The organism is Donghicola sp. XS_ASV15 (assembly GCF_041224595.1).
In the GTDB taxonomy this organism is placed as follows: domain Bacteria; phylum Pseudomonadota; class Alphaproteobacteria; order Rhodobacterales; family Rhodobacteraceae; genus Donghicola.
Genome location: NZ_JBGFGN010000129.1, coordinates 108,740 through 132,523 on the forward strand (window position 1 = coordinate 108,740; position 23,784 = coordinate 132,523).

Consider the following 23,784-nt stretch of genomic DNA (forward strand, 5'->3'; position numbering starts at 1 on the left):
ATGACACGCCCTATTATCGCTGTAACAACGTCCAATCGTTCGGGCTGGAGGATCTTTCCCTTGGTCGCTCTGAACGTCTGGTTTGCCGGAGGTAAAGCTGTGCGCTGGGGCGCTGGCCGTCCCGCCGATCTAGACAAGGTGGATGGCGTCATCATTGGTGGCGGGGATGATATTTCCCCTGACATCTATGGTGGCCAACTTGTGACCTCTGCCCGTCTGGACCACGACCGCGACGCGCTGGAGCGCCAGATTGTCGAGGATACCAACGCGCGCGGGATGCCTGTTTTGGGGATTTGTCGTGGCAGCCAGATGATCAACGTGGCCCGTGGGGGCACATTGCATCAGGACGCATACGGGGTCTACACCAGCAGCGAAAAGCGCTGGACGATCCTGCCGCGCAAGGAAATCTGGGTCGATGACAATACGCGCCTGTCGCGAATCGCCGGCTTGCAGCCCATGATCGTAAACTCGCTGCATTCCCAAGCGGTCGACAAGGTAGGTGACGGCTTGCGCGTAGCGGCGCGGGACACCGGCGGGATGATCCAAGCCATTGAAAGCATTAAAGAGCCCTTTGCCCTAGGCGTCCAATGGCACCCCGAGCATCTGATATATGCGCGGCGTCAGCGCCGAATATTCCGCTCGCTTGTCATGGCCGCACGTGCCTATCGCAAAGACCTTAAGCAGCTTCAGGCGGTCGATACCCACGTGCGTTTGGACCCCGCATAAAGCGCGGGGCCTCTTGGCCTGAGGTGGCGAAGCGGGTAGGTGCCTGCAAACAGCCAGCCACACGATAGGAGCGCGCCCGTGACCGAGATTGTCATTGAACGTTTGGGACTTCATGGCGACGGCATAGCCGCCGGCCCAATCTACGCGCCCCTAACCTTGCCCGGTGAGCGTGTCGAAGGCGACATCACGGGCGAGCGCATGGAAACCCCTCGCATTGTCGAGCCCAGTTCTGACCGCGTCAAAGCCCCATGCCCGCGGTTTAAGCGCTGTGGCGGGTGCAGCCTTCAGCATGCCAGTGATGACTTCGTGGCGAAGTGGAAGATCAGCGTGGTCGAAACTGCCCTGCGTGCTCAGGGATTGGATGCTCCGATTCGCGGGATCGAGACGTCGCCCGCCGCTTCGCGCCGCCGCGCTGTGTTTTCGGCACGACGCACAAAATCGGGCGCGCAGGTTGGCTTCCACGTGCGCGGCTCTGACCAGATTGTCGAGATCGATGGCTGCACGCTGCTGCATCCCGAATTGCTGGCCGCCCGCCCGATTGTGGCCGAGCTGGCCAAAGTGGGCGGCAGTCGTAAAGGGGAGCTGAGCGTCACGATCTCTCTGACCCAGAACAAGCTGGATGTGCTGGTCACAGGTGGCAAACCTTTGGACGACAAGCTGCGCATGGAACTGGGTCCTTTGGCTGAAAAGCTGGGGCTCTCGCGTTTGGCTTGGGACGATGAGACGGTGGCTTTGCGCCACCCGCCAGCGCAGGAGTTCGATGGCATTCTGGCGACACCGCCGGCTGGCTCTTTTCTCCAAGCAACGCGACACGGCGAGGATGTCCTACGTGCGGCCGTGCTAGAAGCAGTTGGTGATGCAGGTTACGTCGCTGACTTCTTTGCCGGGTGCGGGACGTTCAGCCTGCCTCTGGCTCGCAAGGCCGAGGTATGGGCCCTAGAAGGCGTACGCGAGATGATCCAAGCGCTCGATCTGGGGTGGCGGAACGCCAAGGGCCTGAAGAAGATGAAGGCCCAAGTGCAGGATCTATTCCGCAACCCTGTAATCGCTGCCGACATGCAGAAGCTGGACGCTGTTGTCCTAGACCCGCCCCGCGCGGGCGCGCAGGCACAGGTGGCCGAGATTGCGCAGACCAAAATCCCCGTGATTGCCTATGTCAGCTGTAACCCCGTTACATTTGCGCGCGACGCTGCCGTTCTGGTCAAGGCAGGTTATCGCCTGAATTGGGTGCAGGTCGTTGACCAGTTTCGCTGGTCTTCCCATGTGGAACTGGCGGCGCGCTTCGATCGCGCCTAAGAGCAACGAAAACGGGACAGGCCTATGAGAGACACGTTGGCAAACTGGTTGGCGCACCCCGCGGTGCGCAACGGAATTATCGGGGTGATCCTGATCAATGCCGTAGTGCTGGGACTTGAGACCTCTGAATCCGTCATGGCGAATATCGGATGGCTGGTGCGATTGGTTGACTGGATTTGCCTGACGATCTTTGTGCTTGAGCTTGCGGCGAAGTTTTATGCCCACGGCATCCGCTTTTTCCGAAATGGCTGGAATATCTTTGACGCGGTCATCGTGGGCAGCGCTCTGATCCCCGGCGGGCATTCGGTCTCTGCTTTGCGGGCGCTGCGCATTTTGCGGGTGCTGCGCGTGATCTCTGCCGCGCCCCGTCTGCGCCGTGTGGTCGAGGGGTTGGTTTCAGCCCTGCCAAGCATGGGCAGCGTATTTCTGTTGATGGCGATCATCTTCTATATTGGCGCTGTCATCTCGACGACGCTGTTCGGAGAGGCGTTCCCTGACTGGTTCGGAACACTCGCACTGAGTGCCTATTCCTTGTTCCAGATCATGACCTTGGAAAGCTGGTCCATGGGCATCGTCCGCCCCGTGATGGAGGTCTATCCCTACGCTTGGGTGTTCTTTGTGCCCTTTATCCTGCTGACGACCTTTGCCGTGGTGAACCTGTTGGTCGGTCTGATCGTGAACTCGATGCAGGACGCCCATTCCGAGGATAAGACACGCGCAACCGATGACCATCGCGAAGCTGTTCTTGCGCGGCTCGAGGCGATCGAAAAGAAACTCGACAAACTGAGTTCACAATAAGCCCGAGTCAGGTCTGGCCTACTACTGAAGCTGGCATGAATCGTGTATGGCCGAATGCAGAAACAAGCATAAGGGCAGTGAGACATGCGTTTTTTGAAGCTGGCGCTTTGCGCGCTGCTTTTGTTAGGTGCGGCCGCCTGCAGTAGTAAGTTCAAGACCTATAACGGACCAGAAGTCACGCGCGTTGTCGTCTACAAAGAGGCGCGCAAGATGTACTTGCTGCATCACACGCAGGTGCTCAAGGCTTACGACATCCACTTGGGCAACACCCCTGCAGGTCACAAGCAGTTCGAAGGGGACGGTAAAACGCCAGAGGGGCACTACCTGATCGACCGCAGGAACCCGAACAGCAAATTCCACCTGTCGATCGGGATCGATTATCCGAACGAAGCAGACAGGGAATATGCGAAGTCGCAGGGAAAGCGGCCGGGTGGGGACATCTTTATCCACGGGCGTCCTAGACCCTATCGCAATTGGGGCGATGACTGGACCGCTGGGTGTATTGCGGTCACGGACAAAGAGATCGAGGACATCTACGCCATGGTGCGCGACGACACCCCGATCTCAATTTATCCTTAAAGCAGAGCGGGCCGATTACTGCGTTGCCAGTAGCGGCCCGATTGCACCCAGTTCCAAGGTCCACCAGATCTTGCCGTTGCTCTCTTGGAACCACGCAAAGCCCATCTGGTTTGCGTCTTCGGACAGCAGAACCTTGCGCGTGACCGGGTCTTCGGCCCAGGCTGCCAGAGTCTCTGTCTCTGTCTCGTAGGTTTCGGAAATCAGCTCGCCCACAAAGTGGCCGGTGTAGCCCACGCGGCGCACACGATCGATCGGAGAGGAGCCGTCAGAGCCAAAGTGCCAAGGACGGTTCTGTACGGCCATATCACGGGAATGGGTCTCGGCGGCGGCGTTCAGGCGCGCATCAAGCGAAACGGGACGCTTGCCCGCCGCAGTGCGCAGAGCGTTCACCGAGTCAAGCACGCTGTACTGGATGCGGGCTTCGTCACCAGAGCCGATCCGGTAGAGACGTGGCAACGGTTTGCCATCCGGACCCATGCGAGGCGGAGTTGGCGCAGGCGCACAGGCGGTAAGAACGACGAGAAAACTAAGCAGAATTGGAAGTAGGCGGAACATAGGGGCCCCTCGGTTGTTTGGCACAGCCTTAACCCTTGGGGTATGCTGTTTCAAACCCACAGTAGGCCAATCTCCGCGAGTTTACGGTGGTTTGATTTGCGACTGCGGCTTTTCCACCATAAAGATGGCTTAAATTATCAAAATATCTGATCATCCGGAGGTAGAGCATGGCTGATCGCAAGGGACAAGATCTATCGCGTCGTGGATTCTTGGCGAGCGGGATCGCAGGCGGCGTTGCTGCATTGGCGGCACCTGCATTGGCGCAAAGCACTTCCGCAGTAAATGGTGCCGGCACTGTCGAGCTTGAAGGTTCAATTGAACAAGGTGTACGCCGGAACATCTCGAGTTTTCGTACGCTGGATTGGCAGCCGTATTTCAGCAACACACGAAACGGCGCAATTTTGGTCGATATCGACAGTCGTGCTTTGCATTACTGGTCCGAAGACCAAAGCGTTTACAAACTCTTCCCTACAAGTGTCCCGCTGACTGACGATTTGACCCGTCGTGGTCGCACTGAAGTCATTCGAAAAGTGGACGGTCCCAGCTGGGCCCCGACACCCGCGATGAAAGAGCGTAACCCCGAATGGCCCGATTTTATTGGGCCTGGCCCCGAAAACCCCTTGGGCACCCACGCGCTGTACCTGAGCTGGACCTACTACCGGATCCACGGCACCCACGACACGCGGAAAATCGGTCGTCGATCGTCAAACGGATGCATCGGTTTGTACAACGAGCATATTGCGCAGCTGTTCGAATTGACCAAGGTCGGAACGCAAGTGTTGCTAATTTGACGACATCAAGGCGAACTCATTGAAACCTCCGACAAGTTAAGTTTGCATTTGCCCAAGATAGCTGGTTAGAAAATTCGTACGAGGTAAGTCTTGGGTGCTTGTCGCTGTCCTCAATGAACCGCGGCGGCAAGCTTATACTGGAGGATACTATGAAGAAACTCGTTCTGGCAGCCGCTCTGGCAACCACCGCTTCGACTGCATTTGCTGGCTCGATGGCTGAGCCCGTAATCGAAGCACCCGTAGTCGTGGAAGAAGCAACCACCTCGTCGTCGTCGGCAGGTCTGGTTGTTCCGCTGATCCTGGTTGCTGTCCTGGTTGCAGCTGCTTCGAAGTAATTTCGAACAGATCACTAACAAAGAAAAAGGCGGTGGGTTTCCACCGCCTTTTTCATTTTCCCGATAGGGCAGAGGGGCTTTGCCCCTCTCTTGGGGCGGGGCCCCAATTCACTCCCCAGAGTATTTTCACAAAGATGAAGAAGGGGACTTAGAGCCAGCCCCCGAGGTTTTCGCGGATGACAGTGGTCAGTGCTTTGATATGCGCGGGATCGTCGTTGAGGCAGGGAATGTAAGTGAAGTCCTCTCCGCCTGCGTGTTCGAAGGATTCGCGAATCTCTTCGTTGATCTCTTCGAGTGTTTCAATGCAGTCCGCCGAGAAGGCAGGGGCGCAGACGGCGATGTTCTTTTTGCCTGCTTCGGCAAGGCGCGCAACCTCTTCGACAGTGTAAGGCTGAAGCCATTCTTCGGGACCAAAACGTGACTGGAAGGTCGTGGTAATTTCGGTATCCGCCCAACCAAGACGCTCTTTGAGCAGGCGCGTGGTTTTGGTGCACTGACAGTGATAGGGGTCGCCTTCTTTGACCAAGTAGCGCTTGGGCAGGCCGTGGTAGGAGCAGACCAGAACGTCGGGTTTTTTGTCGAGCTTGGCGTAGGCGGTCTCGATCGATTGGGCGAGCGCCTCAATGTATTCGGGGTGCTCGAAATAAGGGTCGACGACGCGTGCGGTCGGTTGCCACTTTTCCTTCATCAATGCACGGAAGAACTGGTCGTTTGCCGTGGCCGAGGTCGCGCCTGCGTATTGCGGGTAGAGCGGGAAGAACAGGATTTTGTGGCACCCTGCCTCGACCATCTTGCGGACCACTGACTGGGTCGAGGGATTGCCGTAGCGCATGCAGAAATCGACCATGATGTTGTTGCCATATTCAGCCTCTAGGTCGGCCTTGATCGCGGCGGTCTGGTCTTTGGTGATGGTCATCAGGGGCGACTCGTTCGCCTCGTTGTTCCAGATCGAGGCATAGGCCGCGCCGGATTTTGACGGGCGGGTCGACAGGATCACCAGTTGGAGCAGGGGCTGCCAGAGGAACGGCGAGTAGTCGATGACGCGGCGGTCGGACAGGAACTCGTTCAGGTAGCGGCGCATGGACCAGTAGTCGGTGCCATCCGGTGTCCCAAGGTTGGCGAGCAGGATGCCGACTTTGGGCTTCTGGACCTTGGGGTGGTCAGCGGGGGCATGCGCGGGGCACTTGGCGGTCGCTTGGGCGTCCAACATGGCGTCGTTCCAATCGTTGTTATTGCTTTGCGGTTGGAGATAAGGGGCCAACCCATTCGGTCAATCGTTCAGTTTCGTTTCTGTCGTATTCAGGGCGTCGGCAAGGCGGGAAGCCGCGCTGCCGGGGCGCAGGGGTTGGGGCTGGCTGCTGTCTGGTGCCCACCCCGTTAGAATGCAGAATTCAAAGGTCGCGGGGATGCGACCATCTGCATCGGCAAAGTTTTCGTGGTAGATACGGGTGGCTTCGAACAGGACATCACGGCGGGTCGGGTGGCGAAGGCGCTCTGTCAGAGCGTTCCCTTCGCCCATCATCCGCAGCTCGCGCATCAGTGCGATCGCATTGTCGTAGCGGACTTTGATCCGGAAGGTGTCACTGACAGGCAGGGCGAAACCCGCACGCTGCAGCAGGCCGCCAAGGTCACGGATATCGCCCATGGGAAGCACACGAGGGGACAGACCGCCTGTGACCCGCGATTCGGCCTCGCTGAGGGCCATGCGGAGTTCGTTCAGGGTCTGACCGCCAAAGAGCGACGCGATGAGCATCCCGTCGGGGCGCAGCGCGCGGCGCAGCTGGATCAGTTGTCCCACCGGATCTTCGGCCCAGTGCAGGTTCAGGGCGTGGATCGCCAGATCGACACTACCTTCTGCGACATCCAATGTCTCAGTGGGCTTGATCACGCGCGCGTCCGGCAGGCGATCTGCCCACAACTGGGGCCAATCGCTGACAATCAAAGCGTCCTGAAACGACCTGTTAACCAGCATCAGGCGATCCTGCATGTCGTCAGCGGCGGTCTCTTGCAAAAAGAGCAGCGGGTTTTGTGCAGCGCGGGCAAGTTGGCGCTGGCGCGCTGGCCCGTCGATAAGGGATCTGGGGTTCGACATATGCAAGGTTCTAGTCTGCTGCAGGGGACAATTCAAACGGCCCTTCGATTAGTTTATCCGCCGCGCTGTCTGGGATGTAGCGATCTGGTCGGGCAGGATTTTGCCCTGTGTGGCACATGCCGCCGTGGGGTGCATGTGGTTGGCGGGGTGGTCTGCGAGACGTGCGGGGTTCCTTTGCCCGGAGAAGAGGGTTTTGGCGCTCATTGCGACGACTGCTTGGCGTCCCAGCCGCCGTGGAACGCAGGGCGGGCTGCCATTCTATACGAAGGGATTGGCCGCTCCATCGTGCTCCGGCTGAAACACGCAGACAGGACGGACATGGCGCGAGGCGTGGCAGGCCTTCTGGCGCAGGCCGCGCGCGAGCTTTTGCACCCCGATACGGTGGTCGTGCCCGTGCCCCTACATCGGCGGCGCTTGGCCATGCGACAGTACAATCAGGCCGCTCTTCTGGCACAGGAGCTGTGCCGCAAAACCGGTCTCACGTGTATTCCAGACGCCTTAACGCGCAGCGGTCGGCACGAATCCCTTGATGGTTTGGGGCGGGCGGACCGCTTTGCCGCGCTACAGGATGCCATCCGCGTGAACCCCAGTCGCGCTGCAGAGATGACGGATCGTCCTGTGCTACTGGTTGATGATGTCATGACCTCTGGTGCGACGTGCGCTGCCTGTACGCAGGCGCTATATTCCTCACAGGTCCGAGAAGTTTCGGTCGTGACCCTCGCACGCGTTGCGCATTCACCCTAAATGGGTTTCAAATTCTGGAAAAGGAACGCGTCATGAAGCCAATCGAAATTTACACCTCGCCTCTCTGCGGCTTCTGCCACGCCGCCAAGCGCCTTCTGGACAAGAAGGGCGCGTCCTATAGTGAAATCAATCTGTTCGAAGAACCGGATCGCCGGTCAGAGATGATGGATCGCGCGCATGGTCGCCATACAGTGCCTCAGATTTTCGTGGGCGAGACCCATGTTGGAGGCTGCGATGAGCTATATGAGCTTGAACGCGCAGGCAAACTTGATCCTCTCTTGGCCAGCGAATGAAGGCGGCGCTGCTCCAGATCACATCTTCGGATGATCCGGCTGCCAATGCAGAGATGCTCCAGCGCCGGATCGCCGAGGCTGCCTCGAACGGAGCAGATTTTGTACTGACGCCGGAGGTCAGCAATTGTGTGTCGACCTCGCGCGATCACCAAATAGATGTTCTGCGGCACCAAGAGGATGATCCCACGCTGGCGTGCCTTTGCGCAGCAGCGGTAGAGCACGGCATTTGGCTGCTGATCGGATCGCTTGCGCTCAAGACCCACGATACGGATGGCCGGTTTGCGAATCGTTCGTTTCTGATCAATCCGAACGGCGACATCGTTTCGCAGTACGACAAGATTCACATGTTCGACGTGCAGGTGTCCGAAACCGAGAGCTACCGCGAATCTGCAGGCTACCGTCCTGGCGATCGCGCAGTTCTGGCAAAGACGCCTTTTGGTACTGTGGGTCTAACCATCTGCTATGACGTACGCTTTCCTCATCTCTACCGCGATCTGGCCAAGGCTGGGGCCGAAATCATCTGCGTGCCGGCTGCGTTTTCTCCGGTCACGGGCGCAGCGCACTGGGAAACACTTTTACGCGCCAGAGCCATAGAATGCGGCGCATATGTGCTGGCGCCGGCCCAATGTGGCACCCACCCTTCGAGCGGCGCCAAACCCCGTTCGACCTACGGGCATAGCCTTGCGGTGGACCCTTGGGGCAAAATTGTCGCATCAGCGGGGGATTTACCGACCATCACCTATGTTGAACTCTGCCTCAAGGAAGTGGCAGAAAGCCGGACACGCATTTCTGCGCTCGACCATGACCGCCCGTATAGCGGTCCCATAGACTAAACGCGAAAGACCGGATGGCGATTGAAAAGAACAACGCGCTCGCAGTGACCCTGTTCAGCGAGATACTGACCGTGGACCAGTTGGCCCGCAACCGGCTCTCGCGTGTTCTGCCAAAGGGCATGGAAATCTCGCACTTCTCGGTCCTGAATCATTTAGCCTTTTCGGGCGAAGAGCGGTCTCCGGCACAGTTGGCAAAATCGTTTCACGTCACGCGCGGGGCGATGACCAATACGCTCAATCGTTTGGAATGGGCGGGCTACGTGCACATTCGCCCCGACTGGGACGACGCGCGCCGCAAGATGGTGGCCATCAGCCCCGCAGGAAAACGTGCCCGTGATCTCGCGCTCGAAGCGATCACGCCCATGATTCAAGAAGTGGTCAGCGCCCTTGGTGACGAAAAAGTCCGCGCGGCCCTGCCGACCCTGCGCGAACTCCGTCTCCGTCTCGAAGAAAACCAATAGGTTTCTTTTTGCCCTAAATACTCAAAATCCAGTACGCGCCACAATCACGCGGGTTTGGTGCTCGCGGTGACATAGTTCACGCTCAGATCCCGTGAAGACAGGCTCCAGCCCCACGTGATCGGGTTGAACACAAAGCCCGTGCGATCCACTGGGTTCAGGCCAGCCTTTGAAATTAGCGCACACAGCTCGTCCGGGGTGATGAACTTGTTCCACTCGTGTGTGCCCTTGGGCAGCCAGCGCATCACATATTCCGCGCCGACAATCGCCATGGCAAAGCTTTTGGCGTTTCGGTTGATCGTCGAGCAAATCATCAGCCCGCCGGGCTTCAGCAACTGCTGGCAGGCGTCCAAGTAGGCCTGCGGGTCGGCCACGTGCTCGACCACTTCCATGTTCAAAACGACATCGAACTGTTCGCCCGCAGCAGCCATCGCCTCGGCTGTGGTGAAGCGGTAGTCGATGTCCAAACCGGATTGTTCGGCGTGAATGCGCGCCACGGGCAAGTTTCGCTCGGCAGCATCCGCTCCGACCACAGTTGCCCCCAGACGCGCCATCGGTTCTGACAGCAAGCCGCCCCCGCAGCCGATATCCAGCAAACGCAGTCCTTCAAACGGCTTTGCGGCCGACCGATCCCGCCCAAACTCACCGGCGATCTGGCTGGTAATATATTCCAGACGGCAGGGGTTGAGCATGTGCAGGGGCTTGAATTTACCGTTCGGGTCCCACCATTCTGCGGCCATTGCTTCGAATTTTGCAACTTCGCTGGCGTCTACGGTGGTCTGCTGCGCTTGCATTCTGATCTCCCTGTTGGTCTTCTGGGGCTCTACGCCTCATATAGACCTTTCAACAGAAAATTCTCGGCCCAAATGCGCGCAGCTCAATTCCTATATCCAAGCCTGGCTCCCTTTGACCAGCGCATGCTCGACGTCGGTGACGGCCACACGGTCTATGTCGAACAATGCGGCAACCCCGACGGCATCCCCGTTCTGGTTTTACACGGCGGTCCGGGGGGCGGGTGTAGCCCGACCATGCGGCGCTACTTTGATCCCGAAGTCTACCGCGTGGTGCTGTTTGACCAGCGGGGGTGCGGCCGGTCGCGTCCCGCAGCGTCGATCGAGGCGAACACCACTTGGCATCTTGTGGCGGACATTGAACTGATCCGCGAGACGTTGGGGATCGATGATTGGATCGTGTTCGGTGGCAGTTGGGGCGCAACCCTCGCGCTGATCTACGCCCAAGCGCACCCAGAGCGCGCCAGACACTTGGTCCTGCGGGGCGTCTTCCTGATGACGCAAGGCGAGCTCGAATGGTTCTACGGTGGCGGGGCAGGGCGGTTTTGGCCTGACGTATGGAAGCGCTTTGTCGATCTGGTGCCAGAGGACGAGCGGGACGATCTGATCGCCGCCTACCACAAGCGCCTGTTTGGCGATAACACGTCAGAGCAAGTGAAGTTCGCCCGCGAATGGACGGCTTGGGAAAACGCGCTGGCTTCTGTCGCGTCGAACGGCCCCAGTTTCTATGATACGCCTGCCGAGTACGCGCGGGTCTTTGCCCGGCTCGAGAACCATTATTTCGTGAATGCGGGCTTTTTGGAAAGTGATGGGCAGATCCTAAAGAACCTACCCAAGCTCAAGGGTATTGGTGCGACGATTGTTCAGGGGCGTTTTGACATGATTTGCCCGCCCGAAGGTGCGTGGAAACTGAAAGAGGCCTGGCCCGATGGACTTTGTGACCTGCGGATGATCCCCACAGCGGGTCACGCACTCTCAGAACCAGGCATTTCCTCTGAATTGGTGCGCGTAATGGACATGCTGCACAGTGTTCGTCTGCGATCGCTGCTGGGTTGATTGACTTGGCGGCCTCAATGGCGCACGGAAGGAAACAGTTTGTTCAGGAGGGCCACATGAAAAAGGCACTGGTCACAGGTTCCGCAGGGTTTATCGGGTTTCATCTTAGCCAGAAGCTCTTGCAAGAGGGCTTCGAGGTTATCGGCTTTGATAGCCATAACGACTATTACGACGTCGCACTGAAAGAGGGCCGCGAGCAGATCCTCAAGCAGTCGCCCACGTTCAAGCCGGTCCGCGAAAAGCTGGAAACGCCGAACGCGCTGCGCACCCTGATCGGGGACGAGAAGCCGGACGTGATTGTCCACCTCGCCGGTCAGGCCGGAGTACGCTACTCGATCGATAACCCCCAGAGCTATGTCGAGGCCAACCTGATCGGTGTCTTTAACCTGCTCGAAGCGGTCCGTGCGACCCCCTGTCAGCACCTTCTGATGGCGTCCACCAGTTCGGCCTATGGCGCGAATTCCAAGATGCCGTACGTGGAGACTGTGAAAGCCGACCACCAGATGTCCTTCTACGCCGCGACCAAGAAAGCGAACGAGGCGATGGCGCATTCCTATGCCCACCTCTACGATATGCCGATCACTATGTTCCGGTTCTTTACCGTGTACGGTCCGTGGGGCCGCCCCGACATGGCGCTGTTCAAGTTCACCAAAGCGATGCTGAACGGCGATCCGATCGGCATCTATAACCACGGCAAGATGATGCGGGACTTCTCGTATATCGATGATCTGGTGCAGGGGATTCGCTTGCTGATCGACGCGGTGCCACAGCGCCCTGCCTCCGAAGCCGACATCTCCGAGCACGACAGCCTGAGCCCCGTTGCCCCTTGGCGCGTGGTCAATATCGGGAACGCCTCGCCGGTGCAGCTGATGGACTTCATCACCGCGCTCGAGGATGCCTTGGGCGTTGAAGCGAAAAAGAATTTCATGCCGATGCAAGCTGGCGACGTGCCCGCGACTTGGGCCGATACCACCCTCCTTAGCAGCCTGACGGGCTATGCCCCGAGCACGCCGGTGAAAGAAGGGGTTAAGCGTTTCGTCGACTGGTATCGCGAGTTCTACACCTAAGAATCAGGCGCCCTCTTGCTTTTGCGAGCGAGGGGGCGTATATGGCGCTCAACAGCGGCGCGTTGGGAACAACGTTCCACCGGGAAAGATCAACGGGCCGCGAGCCCGTTTTTTTGTGCCCGGAGGCACGCTGATATGACCAACGATCTGATCGCAAAGACCGCCATTGACCGGCGTCTCGCTGAAATCGTCGGCCCCGTTATCGAAGATATGGGGTTCGAACTGGTGCGCATCCGTCTACAAGGCGGGAACACCCCGCTGCTGCAAATTATGGCTGACAAGCCCGATGGCGGCATCGAAGTGGACGATTGTGCTGATATTTCGACCGCCGTGTCCGCTGTGATGGATGTTGAGGACCCGATCGTCGAAGCTTACACTTTGGAAGTGTCGAGCCCTGGCATCGACCGTCCTTTGACCCGTCTCAAGGACTTCGAGAATTTCGAGGGCTACGAGGCCAAGGTCGAGACCAGTGAACTCATCGATGGCCGCCGCCGCTTCAAGGGCACTTTGGCGGGTGTCGAAGAGGATGAAGTGCTGATTACCATTTCCGAGGGTACCATCGGTCTGAAATTCGACTGGCTGAGCGATGCTAAGCTGGTCCTGACCGACGACCTGATCCGCGATATGCTGCGTGCCCGCAAGGCCGCCGGTGTCGTAGACGAAAACGAATTTGACCTGATCGAAGAAGAGACAGCCGAGTCCGGCTCTGAGGAGAACTGAGATGGCAATCACGTCCGCAAACCAGCTGGAACTGCTGCAAACCGCCGAGGCTGTGGCCCGCGAAAAGATGATCGACCCCGGTCTGGTCGTCGAAGCGATGGAAGAGTCGCTCGCGCGTGCGGCAAAGTCCCGTTACGGCGCCGAGATGGACATCCGTGTGAGCATCGACCGCAAGACTGGCCGTGCCACCTTTACCCGTATTCGTACCGTGGTCGAGGATGAAGAGCTCGAGAACTATCAGGCAGAGCTGACTGTTGCGCAGGCCAAGCAGTACATGGCCGACCCCCAAGTGGGCGACGAGATTGTCGACGAGATTCCCCCTGTGGAACTGGGCCGTATCGCTGCGCAGTCGGCCAAGCAGGTCATCCTGCAGAAGGTCCGCGAAGCAGAGCGTGATCGCCAGTACGACGAATTCATAGACCGCAAGGGCACCATCATCAATGGCGTTGTAAAGCGCGAAGAATACGGCAACGTCATCGTCGATATCGGCCGTGGCGAAGGCGTCTTGCGCCGCAATGAAAAGATCGGTCGCGAAAGCTATCGCCCCAACGACCGTGTGCGCTGCTTTATCAAGGACGTGCGCCGCGAAGCGCGTGGCCCTCAGATCTTCCTGTCGCGCACAGCACCCGAGTTCATGGCCGAGCTTTTCAAGATGGAAGTGCCCGAAATCTACGACGGCATCATCGAGATCAAAGCTGTGGCTCGCGACCCAGGTTCGCGTGCGAAAATTGCGGTTGTCAGCAATGATGGCTCGATCGACCCCGTTGGTGCCTGCGTTGGTATGCGCGGTAGCCGCGTGCAGGCCGTTGTAAACGAATTGCAGGGCGAAAAGATCGACATCATCCCGTGGAACGAGGATATGCCGACCTTCCTCGTGAACGCACTGCAGCCTGCTGAAGTGTCGAAAGTGGTTCTGGACGAAGATGCAGAGCGCATCGAAGTTGTGGTCCCTGACGAGCAGCTGTCGCTGGCGATCGGTCGCCGCGGTCAGAACGTGCGTCTGGCCAGCCAGCTGACCGCTCTGGACATCGACATCATGACCGAGAGCGACGATTCGGCGCGCCGCCAGAAAGAGTTCGAAGAGCGCACACAGCTGTTCATGGACACTCTGGATCTGGACGAGTTCTTTGCCCAGTTGCTGGTCTCCGAAGGCTTCACCAACCTCGAGGAGGTTGCGTATGTCGAAGTGGACGAACTGCTGGTCATCGACGGTGTGGACGAAAGCACCGCGGAAGAGCTTCAGGCCCGTGCCCGCGACTATCTGGAAGCTCAGAACGCCAAGTCTCTGGACGCCGCCCGTGCACTGGGTGTCGACGAGGGACTGGTTGAATTTGATGGCCTGAGCCCCCAAATGGTGGAAGCGCTCGCGAATGATGGCGTTCTGACGCTTGAAGATTTCGCAACTTGTGCCGACTGGGAACTGGCGGGTGGTTGGACCACCGTCGACGGCCAGCGCGTCAAGGATGATGGCATCCTCGAGAAGTTCGACGTCTCGCTCGCCGAAGCTCAAGATCTGGTGATGACCGCCCGCGTTATGCTGGGTTGGGTCGATCCCGAAGAGCTGGTGGGTGACTCTGCCGAAGAAACTGAAACTGAAGAGAGCGAAGCAGAGGAATAATCCTCTGCCGCTGGAGTAGACCTGAATGAGCCGTGGTGGTGCAGACAAAGACCGAGAGAACGGTCCAGAGCGCAAGTGCATTGCGACCGGAGAGGTTGGGTCTACTGAAACGATGATCCGCTTCGTGGTCGGACCGGACAACCAGATTGTCCCCGATGTTCTGGGAAAGCTTCCCGGTCGGGGAATCTGGGTCAGTTCGACCCGAGACGCGCTGGACAAGGCCGCAACCAAGGGTCTGTTCAGCCGCGCTGCAAAAACCAAGGTCACGGTCCCCGAGGGCCTGACCGAAACGGTCGAGCAGCAGATTTCGCGGCGGGTGGTCGATCTGATCTCGCTGGCTCGCAAAGGCGGACTGGCGGTCGCTGGCTATGAAAAGGTCAAGGATCTCTTGATCAAAGAGGACGCCTACGTCCTGCTTCAGGCCTGCGACGGATCTACACGAGGGAAGTCCAAACTCTCGACCCCGCATAGGGGAAAATACATTGGATGGCTGACCGCAGACGAGTTGGGGGCAGCCTTTGGTAGGGAAACTGTGATTCATAGCGCGCTTGGGTATGGCGGACTCAGCAACCGTGTTGTAGAGGAAGCCACAAGATTGAAAGGCCTGCGCGCGCAAGACGGCGGAATGGGCCGCCGGGAAGGGTAAAACAGCTAGATGAGCGACAACAATAACGACGGCAAGAAGACTCTGGGTGTTCGCGGTGGCGGAGCGGGTGGACGCTCTGGCAATGTGAAGCAGAGCTTTAGCCACGGTCGCACCAAGAATGTGGTGGTGGAAACCAAGCGGAAACGCGTGGTCACCCCCAAACCCGGTGCTGGAAAGTCCGGTGGCGCAAACCCGAAACTTGGCGATCCGTCCAAGCGTCCCGCCGGTATCTCCGACGCGGAAATGGAGCGTCGCCTGAAGGCATTGCAGGCTGCGAAAGCCCGCGAAGCCGAAGATCAGAAAGCTCGTGAAGACGAGGAGAAGCGTCGCGCCGAAGAGCGTGAGCGTCGCCGCGCCGAGATCGAAGCCAAAGAACGCGAAGAGCGTGAGCGCGAAGAAGCGGCCAAACGTAAGGCCGAAGAAGAAGAGCGCGAGCGCAAAGAAGCGGAAGAGGCCAAGAAAGCTGCTGAGAAAGCCGCTGCCGACGCCAAAAAAGCCGCTGCCGCGAAGCGTAACGCGCCTGCGCCTGCCACACCTGCTGATGCTCAGGCAGCTGGTCAGAGCGCCGACAACCGCCGTGGTGGTGGCGCGCCGAAGCCGGCTGCAACCCCCTCGCGCAAGAAAGAGGGCGGTCGCGAAGACGACAACCGTCGCAACAAAGGTGGTCGCAATGACGGACGCCGTTCTGGCAAGCTGACCCTGAACCAGGCGCTGTCTGGTGGCGAAGGTGGCCGTCAGAAATCCTTGGCTTCGATGAAGCGCAAGCAAGAGCGCATGCGTCAGAAGGCCATGGGCAACCAAGAACGCGAAAAAATCGTCCGTGACGTTCAGCTGCCCGAAGCCATCGTGGTTTCGGAACTGGCGAACCGTATGGCCGAGCGTGTGGCTGATGTTGTCAAAGAGCTCATGAAAATGGGCATGATGGTGACGCAGAACCAGACCATCGACGCGGATACTGCTGAACTGATCATCGAAGAATTCGGCCACAAAGTGGTGCGCGTTTCCGATGCTGACGTTGAAGACGTGATCACCTCGTTCGAAGATAAAGACGACGACCTGCAATCGCGTCCCCCGGTCATCACGATCATGGGCCACGTTGACCACGGTAAAACGTCGCTTCTGGACGCGATCCGCAATGCGAACGTGACCTCTGGCGAGGCTGGTGGCATCACCCAGCACATCGGTGCGTATCAGGTGACCACTGACAACGGCGCGGTTCTGTCGTTCCTCGATACACCCGGCCACGCGGCCTTTACCTCGATGCGCTCGCGTGGTGCTCAGGTAACGGACATCGTGGTTCTGGTAGTTGCGGCGGACGACTCGGTCATGCCTCAGACCATCGAAGCGATTAACCACGCCAAAGCAGCCGGTGTTCCGATGATCGTCGCGATCAACAAGTGCGATAAGCCCGAAGCCGACGCCATGAAGGTGCGGACCGAGCTGCTGCAGCACGAAGTTGTGGTCGAAGCGATGTCTGGTGAAGTTCAAGACGTCGAAGTCTCGGCGAAAACCGGTCTGGGTCTGGAGCAACTGCTGGACGCAATTGCGCTGCAGGCGGAAATTCTGGAACTCAAAGCGAACCCCGATCGCGCTGCCGAAGGTGCTGTGATCGAGGCGAAGCTGGACGTCGGCCGCGGTCCCGTTGCCACCGTTCTGGTTCAGAAGGGTACTCTGAAACGCGGCGATATCTTCGTTGTGGGTGAGCAGTGGGGTAAAGTCCGCGCGCTGATCAATGACAAAGGTGACCGTGTTAACGAAGCTGGCCCCTCGGTTCCGGTTGAGGTTCTGGGTCTGAACGGCACTCCCGAAGCTGGCGACGTTCTCAACGTTGTGGAAACCGAAGCTCAGGCGCGCGAGATTGCGGAATACCGCGAAAGCGCAGCGAAAGAGAAGCGTGCTGCCGCTGGCGCCGCGACCACTCTGGAGCAGCTGATGGCCAAGGCAAAAGCCGACGAGAATGTCAGCGAATTGCCGATCCTGGTCAAAGCAGACGTGCAGGGTTCGGCCGAAGCGATCGTTCAGGCGATGGAAAAGATCGGCAACGACGAAGTACGTGTTCGTGTTCTGCACTCCGGCGTTGGCGCGATCACTGAAACCGACATCGGACTGGCGGAAGCCAGCGGTGCACCGGTCTTTGGCTTCAACGTTCGTGCGAACGCACCGGCCCGCAATAGCGCCAACCAGAAGGGCGTAGAAATCCGCTACTACAGCGTGATCTATGACCTAGTGGACGACGTGAAAGCAGCTGCAAGTGGCCTTCTGTCGGCTGAGATCCGCGAAAACTTCATCGGCTACGCCGAGATCAAAGAGGTCTTCAAGGTTACCGGTGTGGGCAAGGTTGCTGGGTGTTTGGTCACCGAAGGTGTGGCACGTCGTTCGGCTGGCGTGCGCCTTCTGCGCGACAACGTGGTTATTCACGAAGGCACGCTCAAGACGCTCAAGCGCTTCAAGGACGAAGTCAAAGAAGTCATTTCGGGTCAGGAATGCGGTATGGCGTTCGAGAACTACGACGACATTCGCCCTCAGGACGTCATCGAAATCTTCGAGCGCGAAGAAGTCGAACGCACCCTGTAATCCGAGACACGATCCAAGAAATCTCAGCGGCCCTTCGGGGCCGCTTTTCTTTTTTCCGCTATCGCAATGGTTGAAATAAAAAAGAGACCCCGAAGGGTCTCTAAAAAGTGTGAGTGGTGGTAAGTCTTGTTATTTGTAAGTTGCGGGACGACCAGCAATCTCGCGATTGTCCACGCGTACGAGAATACGACCATCGGCCAGATCACGTACATATAGTCCTTGAACCGAAACAGATGTTCCGAGAGTGATAGTGCGCAGCATGTCATCATCCTCCGCCAGACATTGCATACTCACTTTATAAGCGACCTCGCACTAAAAAGCATCATAAAATCGTCATGAAAAAGATTTCCATGTGTTAGTATTCGGATAGTTCTTGACTATACTTTATGATGTTTCTGCGAGTGCACAATCTCAATTCTGTAGCCAGAATGACAGGCAGATGGTTAAAAAATGGTTTATAGCCACTCTCTCAAAACGGGTATGAGCGGAATATCAGCCGGAGGCATAGGGTAACTGCGCAAATCCCGTGCATGTGCCCAAGCAAGTTGCTGACCTTCGCGGGGTACCGGAACACCCTCCCATTTCCGGCAGGCGAACAATGGCATCAGCAAATGAAAGTCAGGATAGGCGTGTGACGCAAACGTGAGGGGCGCGAGACAGCTATTCCAGGTCTCGATTCCCAGTTCTTCGTGCAATTCACGGACGAGTGCGTCCTCGGGTGATTCGTCTTGTTCCACCTTGCCACCGGGAAATTCCCACAGACCGGCCATGGATTTTCCCTCGGGACGCTGAGCCAGCAGAACGCGCCCATCAGGATCGATGAGCGCGACGGCGGAAACCAGAATAATCTTGTTGGTCACGAGCGATAGTCCGCGTTGATTTCGATGTAGGTGTGAGTCAGGTCACAGGTCCACACGGTCGAAGACCCGTCCGCGAGGCCGAGATCAACGTTAATCGTGATCTCCTGCTCTTTCATGACCGCTGCGCCTTGCTCTTCTTTGTAGTCAGGGCTGACCCAACCTTTTTCCGCAACGAGGATATCGCCAAAGCGGATAGTCAACAGATCACGGTCGGCTTCGGCGCCGGACTTGCCGATGGCCATGACGACGCGGCCCCAGTTCGGGTCTTCGCCAGCGATGGCGGTTTTCACCAGCGGCGAGTTCGCGACCGCCATCGCGTGCACTTTGGCCTGCGCATTGTTGCGCGCGCCTGTGACGTTGATGGTCACGAATTTCTGTGCACCTTCGCCGTCGCGCACCACTTGGTGCGACAGGTCCAGCATCACGTCATGCAGAGCATCGCGGAACGCCTTAGTGTCGTGGCTCACAGTCGCGCCAGAGGCACCTGTCGCCGCCATCAGAAGCGTGTCAGAGGTCGAGGTGTCGCTGTCCACTGTGATGCAGTTGAAGGTGCTGTCTGTGAATGCGCTGACCAGTGCCTGCAGATCGGCTTGGTCGATCTTGGCGTCGGTAAAGATGTAGACCAGCATGGTCGCCATATCGGGCGCGATCATGCCCGAACCTTTGGCGATGCCCGCGATGTTCACTGTCTTTCCGTCCACCTCAAAGGTCGCGCAGGCGCCCTTGGGGTAGGTGTCGGTGGTCATGATCGCGTGGGCCGCGTCTTCGAGCCCGTTCTCGTCCAGCTTGCCCTTCAGGGTCTCTAGCGCGGCGATGATGCGGTCGTGCTTCATCGGCTCGCCAATGACACCGGTCGAGGAGGTGAACACGCGGGAAATCGGGGTCTCCATCAGGTCGGAGACAGAGGTGGTGATCGCTTGGACAGACTCAACACCCGCCTTGCCGGTAAAGGCATTCGAGTTACCCGCGTTCACCAGAATGACGGCGCCTTCGTCTGTGGCACCGCCGATTTTCTCTTGGCAGTCCAATACCGGAGCGGACCGTGTGGATGATTTTGTGAAGACGCCAGCAATGCTGCTGCCTGCGTCCAGCGCGACCATCATCACATCGGTTCGGCCTTGGTATTTTACGCCCGCTGCGTGGCTCGCGAAACGCGCACCCTTGATGACGGGCAGTTCGGGAAAGGCCTCGGGGGCCAGAGGCGAACGGGCGTATTTGGCCATTTATTGCTCCAAAAGATCCATTTGGTTGATAACCGCAGGATCGAAGTCTTCTGCGGTTTTGCGCTCAACATCCGCTTTATCGGTGAGCGCTGCAACCTGCTCTTCGACGGCGGCGGTCTGAATCTGGCCAGCCAGCTCTTCGCGGACTTCGTCCAGCGAAGGCGCTTCTTTTTCGCGGGTTTCGTTCAGCTTGATCACGTGCCAGCCGAATTGGGTCTGGACAGGAGCCGCCGAGATCGCACCAGCCTCTAGGTCCATGACCGCGGCTTCGAATTCGGGGACCATCATGCCTGCGCCAAACCAACCCAGAGCGCCGCCGCTCGGGCCCGAAGGACCGGTGGACTTCTCTTTGGCCACTTCTTCGAAATCTGCGCCGCTGTTGATCTCTTCGATGATTGCTTTGGCTTCGTCTTCGCTTTCGACCAGAATGTGGTTCGCGTTGAACTCAGTCTCGCCGCCGGCTTCGGAATATTTCGCGTCATAGGCCGCCTGAAGCGCCTCGTCGGTGACGGCGTCAGTGGCAATGCCTTCGATCACTTCGGCCGCAACAAGAGCGCGGGCTTCGTTTTCCAGCGCTAGTTCGACGCGCATGGGTTTCTCGGTCAGGGTGTCCGACAGAACCTGCTGCTGGATCAGCTGGTCAAGCAGACCGCTGAACAGCACATCGGCTGGCAGTTGTTGGTATTGCTGGGGCAGCGTCGTGCGCGCGACCAGCACGTGACCCAGCGTAATCTCTTTGCCGTTGACGGTTGCGAGTACGGTATCAGCGGTCGGAGCGTCCTGCGCTGAGGCGGACATGCCGATGCCCATCGCAAAGACAGCGGCAGACAGAGTTTTGAGTGAACGCATGAAAATCGGGTCCTTCGGGTTACCTGCGCTGGTGCGCAACGTTGACACTGTGGGTACAGCCACTTACATCGCCTTGGGGCCTGTAGCGGCTGCCGCGCCATCTTTTTAGGGATTAGGTCCCAGCGCAGCAAGCGGATGCCTCGCACGAAAACGTTAGGAAGCGGGGAAAGTATGCTCGGTATCGGAACTCTGGCCAAAAAAGTCTTTGGCACCCCGAACGACCGAAAGATCAAGGCAACGCGTCCGGTTATAAACCAGATCAACGCCCTGGCCGACGAATATCAGGCCCTCAGCGATGCACAGCTGATCGAGAAAACCGCGAGCCTGAAGGAGCGCGTCGCAGGTGGTGAAAGCCTCGATGATGTCCTACCCGAAGCATTTGCCAACTGCCGCGAGGCAGCGCGCCGCGCTCTGGGTCTGTGGGCCCATGATGTGCAGCTGATGGGCGGGATGTTCCTGCACCAAGGTAACATTGCAGAGATGAAAACGGGTGAAGGCAAGACGCTGGTCGCGACCTTCCCTGCCTATCTGAACGCGCTAGTTGGGCGCGGTGTCCATATCGTGACGGTCAACGACTATCTGGCCCGCCGCGACGCTGCGTGGATGAGCAAGGTGTTCGCCGCACTGGGTATGACCACCGGCGTTGTCTACCCGCAGCAGCCCGAGCCCGAAAAGCGCGAGGCTTATGCCTGTGACGTCACCTACGCGACGAACAACGAGCTTGGCTTCGACTATCTGCGCGACAACATGAAGTCCGAGCTGAACCAGATCGCGCAGCGTGACCATTATTTCGCGATTGTGGACGAAGTTGACTCGATCCTGATCGACGAAGCGCGGACGCCGCTGATCATCTCTGGTCCCGCGCAGGACCGCAGCGACATGTATCTGTCGTTGGACAAGGTGATCCCAGAGCTGACCGAAGAGCACTATTCGCTCGACGAAAAGACCCGCAACGTCACCTATACCGACGAGGGCAACGAATTCCTTGAACAGCGTCTGCTTCAGATGGGTCTCTTGCCCGAAGGCCAGTCGCTGTACGATCCGGAAAGCACCACCATCGTCCACCACGTGAACCAGGGCCTGCGCGCTCACAAGCTGTTCACCAAGGACAAGGACTACATCGTCCGCAATGGCGAAGTCGTTTTGATCGACGAATTCACCGGCCGTATGATGGCAGGTCGCCGTCTGTCTGACGGTCTGCACCAAGCGATTGAGGCGAAGGAAGGCTGCAAGATCCAGCCCGAGAACGTCACTTTGGCCAGCGTGACTTTCCAGAACTACTTCCGTCTCTACGACAAGCTCGGCGGCATGACCGGTACCGCGCTGACCGAAGCGGACGAATTTATGGAAATCTATAACTTGGGTGTGGTTGAAGTGCCGACCAACCGCCCCATCGCCCGTATTGACGAGGACGACGCCGTCTACCGCACCGCCCAAGAGAAATACGCCGCGATTGTCGAAGAAATCCAGAAAGCCCACGAGGGCGGTCAGCCCGTTCTGGTCGGCACCACATCAATCGAGAAGTCGGAAATGCTGTCGGCTCTGCTGCAGCAGGCAGGTGTCCCGCACAATGTTCTGAACGCGCGCCAGCACGAGCAAGAAGCACAGATCGTTGCGGATGCCGGTAAGCTGGGTGCTGTGACCATCGCGACGAACATGGCGGGCCGCGGGACCGACATCAAATTGGGCGGCAACGTCGAGATCAAGATCATGGAAGCTATTGAGGCCAATCCTGATGCTGACCCCGATGCTCTGCGCACTCAAATCGAAGAAAGCCACAAGGCTGATGAAGAGGCTGTGAAAGCCGCAGGCGGTCTGTTCGTTCTGGCGACGGAACGTCACGAAAGCCGCCGCATCGACAACCAGTTGCGTGGCCGTTCGGGCCGTCAGGGTGACCCGGGCCGCTCGGCGTTCTTCCTGTCGCTCGAAGACGACCTGATGCGCATCTTCGGCTCTGAACGTTTGGACAAGGTTCTGTCGACCCTTGGCATGAAAGAGGGCGAGGCGATCGTGCACCCTTGGGTGAACAAGTCGCTGGAGCGTGCTCAGGCCAAGGTCGAAGGTCGCAACTTCGACATCCGCAAGCAGCTGTTGAAATTCGACGACGTGATGAACGACCAGCGAAAGGTCATCTTCTCGCAGCGCCGCGAAATCATGGAAGCGCAGGATCTGTCCGAGATCGTGCAAGACATGCGCTATCAGGTCATTGAAGATCTGGTCGAAGAGTTCATGCCGCCGAAATCCTATGCGGATCAGTGGAACACCGAAGGGTTGCAGGCCGCGATCATCGAAACCTTGAATCAGGACATGCCGATCGTGGCATGGGCGGATGAAGAGGGCGTCGACAACGACGATATTGAAGAGCGCATCCAGAACGCCAGCGACGAGTACATGGCAGAGAAAGGCGCCTCTTTTGGTCCAGAAGCCATGCGCCAAATCGAAAAGCAGGTTCTGCTGCAGACCATCGACACCAAATGGCGGGAGCACCTGCTGACACTGGAACACCTGCGATCTGTTGTCGGCTTCCGAGGCTATGCACAGCGTGACCCGCTGAACGAATACAAGACCGAAGCATTCCAGCTGTTCGAAGGTCTACTGGGCTCTCTACGGACCGAGGTGACGAAAACTCTCGCTCGTATCCAGCCGCTGTCCAAAGAGCAGCAAGAAATGCTGCTCAAGCAGATGCAGGCACAACGCGAAGCGCTGGACGCTCCGGTGCAGAAAGCGCAGGAAGAAGCCGAATCGCCTGCAGCCACGCCGTTGGTCGCAGGGTTCGACGAAAAAGATCCGTCGACTTGGGGCGATCCCGGCCGGAACGATCCGTGTCCCTGCGGTTCGGGCGAGAAGTTCAAGCACTGCCACGGCCGTTTCTGAGCCGAT

General features: G+C 58.4%; 25 protein-coding genes. 17 read left to right on the forward strand and 8 right to left on the reverse strand.

Features of this window, described 5'->3' with window-relative positions:
* The 4 genes from AB9K37_RS08865 (at position 1) to AB9K37_RS08880 (ending at position 3,399) form a co-directional block, all read left to right on the forward strand.
* A complete protein-coding gene (locus tag AB9K37_RS08865) occupies positions 1 to 726 on the forward strand; it encodes a gamma-glutamyl-gamma-aminobutyrate hydrolase family protein (RefSeq protein ID WP_369837350.1) in 726 nt (241 codons plus the stop codon).
* A 78-nt stretch (positions 727 to 804) separates the two neighbouring features.
* The gene (locus AB9K37_RS08870; RefSeq protein ID WP_369837352.1) at positions 805 to 2,022 is read left to right on the forward strand and encodes a class I SAM-dependent RNA methyltransferase; all 1,218 of its coding nucleotides are present in this window, start codon (positions 805 to 807) and stop codon (positions 2,020 to 2,022) included.
* 24 nt (positions 2,023 to 2,046) lie between these two features.
* Positions 2,047 to 2,820 carry an ion transporter gene (locus tag AB9K37_RS08875; RefSeq protein WP_369837355.1) on the forward strand — a complete coding sequence of 258 codons (774 nt, stop codon included), beginning with the start codon at positions 2,047 to 2,049 and terminating at the stop codon, positions 2,818 to 2,820.
* Between the two features lie 84 nt (positions 2,821 to 2,904).
* Positions 2,905 to 3,399 carry a murein L,D-transpeptidase family protein gene (locus tag AB9K37_RS08880; RefSeq protein ID WP_369837357.1) on the forward strand — a complete coding sequence of 165 codons (495 nt, stop codon included), beginning with the start codon at positions 2,905 to 2,907 and terminating at the stop codon, positions 3,397 to 3,399.
* Between the two features lie 15 nt (positions 3,400 to 3,414).
* Here AB9K37_RS08880 and AB9K37_RS08885 read toward each other — a convergent pair whose 3' ends face one another.
* Entirely contained in the window at positions 3,415 to 3,954 is a 540-nt protein-coding gene (locus AB9K37_RS08885; protein ID WP_369837360.1) for a CAP domain-containing protein, read from the reverse strand.
* Between the two features lie 167 nt (positions 3,955 to 4,121).
* Here AB9K37_RS08885 and AB9K37_RS08890 point away from each other — a divergent pair, with 167 nt between their 5' ends.
* Entirely contained in the window at positions 4,122 to 4,745 is a 624-nt protein-coding gene (locus tag AB9K37_RS08890) for a L,D-transpeptidase (RefSeq protein WP_369837362.1), read from the forward strand.
* A 149-nt stretch (positions 4,746 to 4,894) separates the two neighbouring features.
* Entirely contained in the window at positions 4,895 to 5,080 is a 186-nt protein-coding gene (locus tag AB9K37_RS08895; RefSeq protein ID WP_072708775.1) for a hypothetical protein, read from the forward strand.
* A gap of 148 nt (positions 5,081 to 5,228) precedes the next feature.
* Here the strand turns inward: AB9K37_RS08895 and hemH are convergent, their stop codons facing one another.
* Entirely contained in the window at positions 5,229 to 6,290 is a 1,062-nt protein-coding gene (hemH, locus tag AB9K37_RS08900; RefSeq protein ID WP_369837365.1) for a ferrochelatase, read from the reverse strand.
* Between the two features lie 60 nt (positions 6,291 to 6,350).
* The gene (locus AB9K37_RS08905; RefSeq protein WP_369837368.1) at positions 6,351 to 7,172 is read right to left on the reverse strand and encodes a methyltransferase domain-containing protein; all 822 of its coding nucleotides are present in this window, start codon (positions 7,170 to 7,172) and stop codon (positions 6,351 to 6,353) included.
* On the opposite strand from AB9K37_RS08905, the gene AB9K37_RS08910 reads away from it, so the two are divergent.
* From AB9K37_RS08910 to AB9K37_RS08925, 4 genes are read left to right on the forward strand one after another with little or no spacing between them, the layout of a single operon-like run.
* The gene (locus AB9K37_RS08910) at positions 7,173 to 7,916 is read left to right on the forward strand and encodes a double zinc ribbon domain-containing protein (RefSeq protein ID WP_369837370.1); all 744 of its coding nucleotides are present in this window, start codon (positions 7,173 to 7,175) and stop codon (positions 7,914 to 7,916) included.
* A 32-nt stretch (positions 7,917 to 7,948) separates the two neighbouring features.
* Positions 7,949 to 8,209, forward strand: a complete 261-nt coding sequence (gene grxC / locus AB9K37_RS08915; RefSeq protein ID WP_072708768.1) for a glutaredoxin 3 — start codon at positions 7,949 to 7,951, stop codon at positions 8,207 to 8,209.
* On the forward strand, positions 8,206 to 9,042 hold the full coding sequence (locus tag AB9K37_RS08920; protein WP_369837373.1) for a carbon-nitrogen hydrolase family protein: 837 nt from the start codon (positions 8,206 to 8,208) through the stop codon (positions 9,040 to 9,042). The genes grxC and AB9K37_RS08920 overlap by 4 nt, the downstream gene beginning before the upstream one ends.
* Positions 9,043 to 9,056: 14 nt before the next feature.
* The gene (locus tag AB9K37_RS08925; RefSeq protein ID WP_369837376.1) at positions 9,057 to 9,503 is read left to right on the forward strand and encodes a MarR family winged helix-turn-helix transcriptional regulator; all 447 of its coding nucleotides are present in this window, start codon (positions 9,057 to 9,059) and stop codon (positions 9,501 to 9,503) included.
* Between the two features lie 44 nt (positions 9,504 to 9,547).
* Here AB9K37_RS08925 and ubiG read toward each other — a convergent pair whose 3' ends face one another.
* Entirely contained in the window at positions 9,548 to 10,294 is a 747-nt protein-coding gene (ubiG, locus tag AB9K37_RS08930) for a bifunctional 2-polyprenyl-6-hydroxyphenol methylase/3-demethylubiquinol 3-O-methyltransferase UbiG (RefSeq protein ID WP_072708762.1), read from the reverse strand.
* A gap of 72 nt (positions 10,295 to 10,366) precedes the next feature.
* Between ubiG and pip the strand changes: the two genes are divergently transcribed.
* From pip to infB, 6 genes are all read left to right on the forward strand, one after another.
* On the forward strand, positions 10,367 to 11,347 hold the full coding sequence (pip, locus tag AB9K37_RS08935) for a prolyl aminopeptidase (protein ID WP_369837380.1): 981 nt from the start codon (positions 10,367 to 10,369) through the stop codon (positions 11,345 to 11,347).
* A 56-nt stretch (positions 11,348 to 11,403) separates the two neighbouring features.
* A complete protein-coding gene (locus AB9K37_RS08940) occupies positions 11,404 to 12,414 on the forward strand; it encodes an SDR family NAD(P)-dependent oxidoreductase (RefSeq protein WP_369837383.1) in 1,011 nt (336 codons plus the stop codon).
* 135 nt (positions 12,415 to 12,549) lie between these two features.
* Positions 12,550 to 13,134, forward strand: coding sequence for a ribosome maturation factor RimP (rimP, locus tag AB9K37_RS08945; protein ID WP_293708208.1), 585 nt, complete (start codon positions 12,550 to 12,552; stop codon positions 13,132 to 13,134).
* Position 13,135: 1 nt separating this feature from the next.
* Positions 13,136 to 14,752, forward strand: coding sequence for a transcription termination factor NusA (gene nusA / locus AB9K37_RS08950; protein WP_369837386.1), 1,617 nt, complete (start codon positions 13,136 to 13,138; stop codon positions 14,750 to 14,752).
* A 25-nt stretch (positions 14,753 to 14,777) separates the two neighbouring features.
* Positions 14,778 to 15,398, forward strand: coding sequence for an RNA-binding protein (locus AB9K37_RS08955; RefSeq protein ID WP_369837389.1), 621 nt, complete (start codon positions 14,778 to 14,780; stop codon positions 15,396 to 15,398).
* 9 nt (positions 15,399 to 15,407) lie between these two features.
* Positions 15,408 to 17,972, forward strand: a complete 2,565-nt coding sequence (gene infB, locus AB9K37_RS08960) for a translation initiation factor IF-2 (RefSeq protein WP_369837392.1) — start codon at positions 15,408 to 15,410, stop codon at positions 17,970 to 17,972.
* A 129-nt stretch (positions 17,973 to 18,101) separates the two neighbouring features.
* Here infB and AB9K37_RS08965 read toward each other — a convergent pair whose 3' ends face one another.
* The 4 genes from AB9K37_RS08965 to AB9K37_RS08980 all read right to left on the reverse strand — a co-directional run bounded on the left by AB9K37_RS08965 (position 18,102) and on the right by AB9K37_RS08980 (position 20,904).
* A complete protein-coding gene (locus AB9K37_RS08965) occupies positions 18,102 to 18,233 on the reverse strand; it encodes a hypothetical protein (protein ID WP_369837395.1) in 132 nt (43 codons plus the stop codon).
* Between the two features lie 194 nt (positions 18,234 to 18,427).
* On the reverse strand, positions 18,428 to 18,832 hold the full coding sequence (gene mutT, locus AB9K37_RS08970) for an 8-oxo-dGTP diphosphatase MutT (protein ID WP_369837398.1): 405 nt from the start codon (positions 18,830 to 18,832) through the stop codon (positions 18,428 to 18,430).
* Positions 18,829 to 20,055 (reverse strand): bifunctional glutamate N-acetyltransferase/amino-acid acetyltransferase ArgJ, encoded by a 1,227-nt coding sequence (gene argJ, locus AB9K37_RS08975; protein ID WP_369837401.1) that lies wholly within the window; start codon positions 20,053 to 20,055, stop codon positions 18,829 to 18,831. The genes mutT and argJ overlap by 4 nt, the downstream gene beginning before the upstream one ends.
* Entirely contained in the window at positions 20,056 to 20,904 is an 849-nt protein-coding gene (locus tag AB9K37_RS08980; RefSeq protein WP_369837403.1) for a peptidylprolyl isomerase, read from the reverse strand.
* A 171-nt stretch (positions 20,905 to 21,075) separates the two neighbouring features.
* Here AB9K37_RS08980 and secA point away from each other — a divergent pair, with 171 nt between their 5' ends.
* A complete protein-coding gene (gene secA, locus AB9K37_RS08985; protein ID WP_369837406.1) occupies positions 21,076 to 23,778 on the forward strand; it encodes a preprotein translocase subunit SecA in 2,703 nt (900 codons plus the stop codon).
* Positions 23,779 to 23,784: the final 6 nt, after the last annotated feature.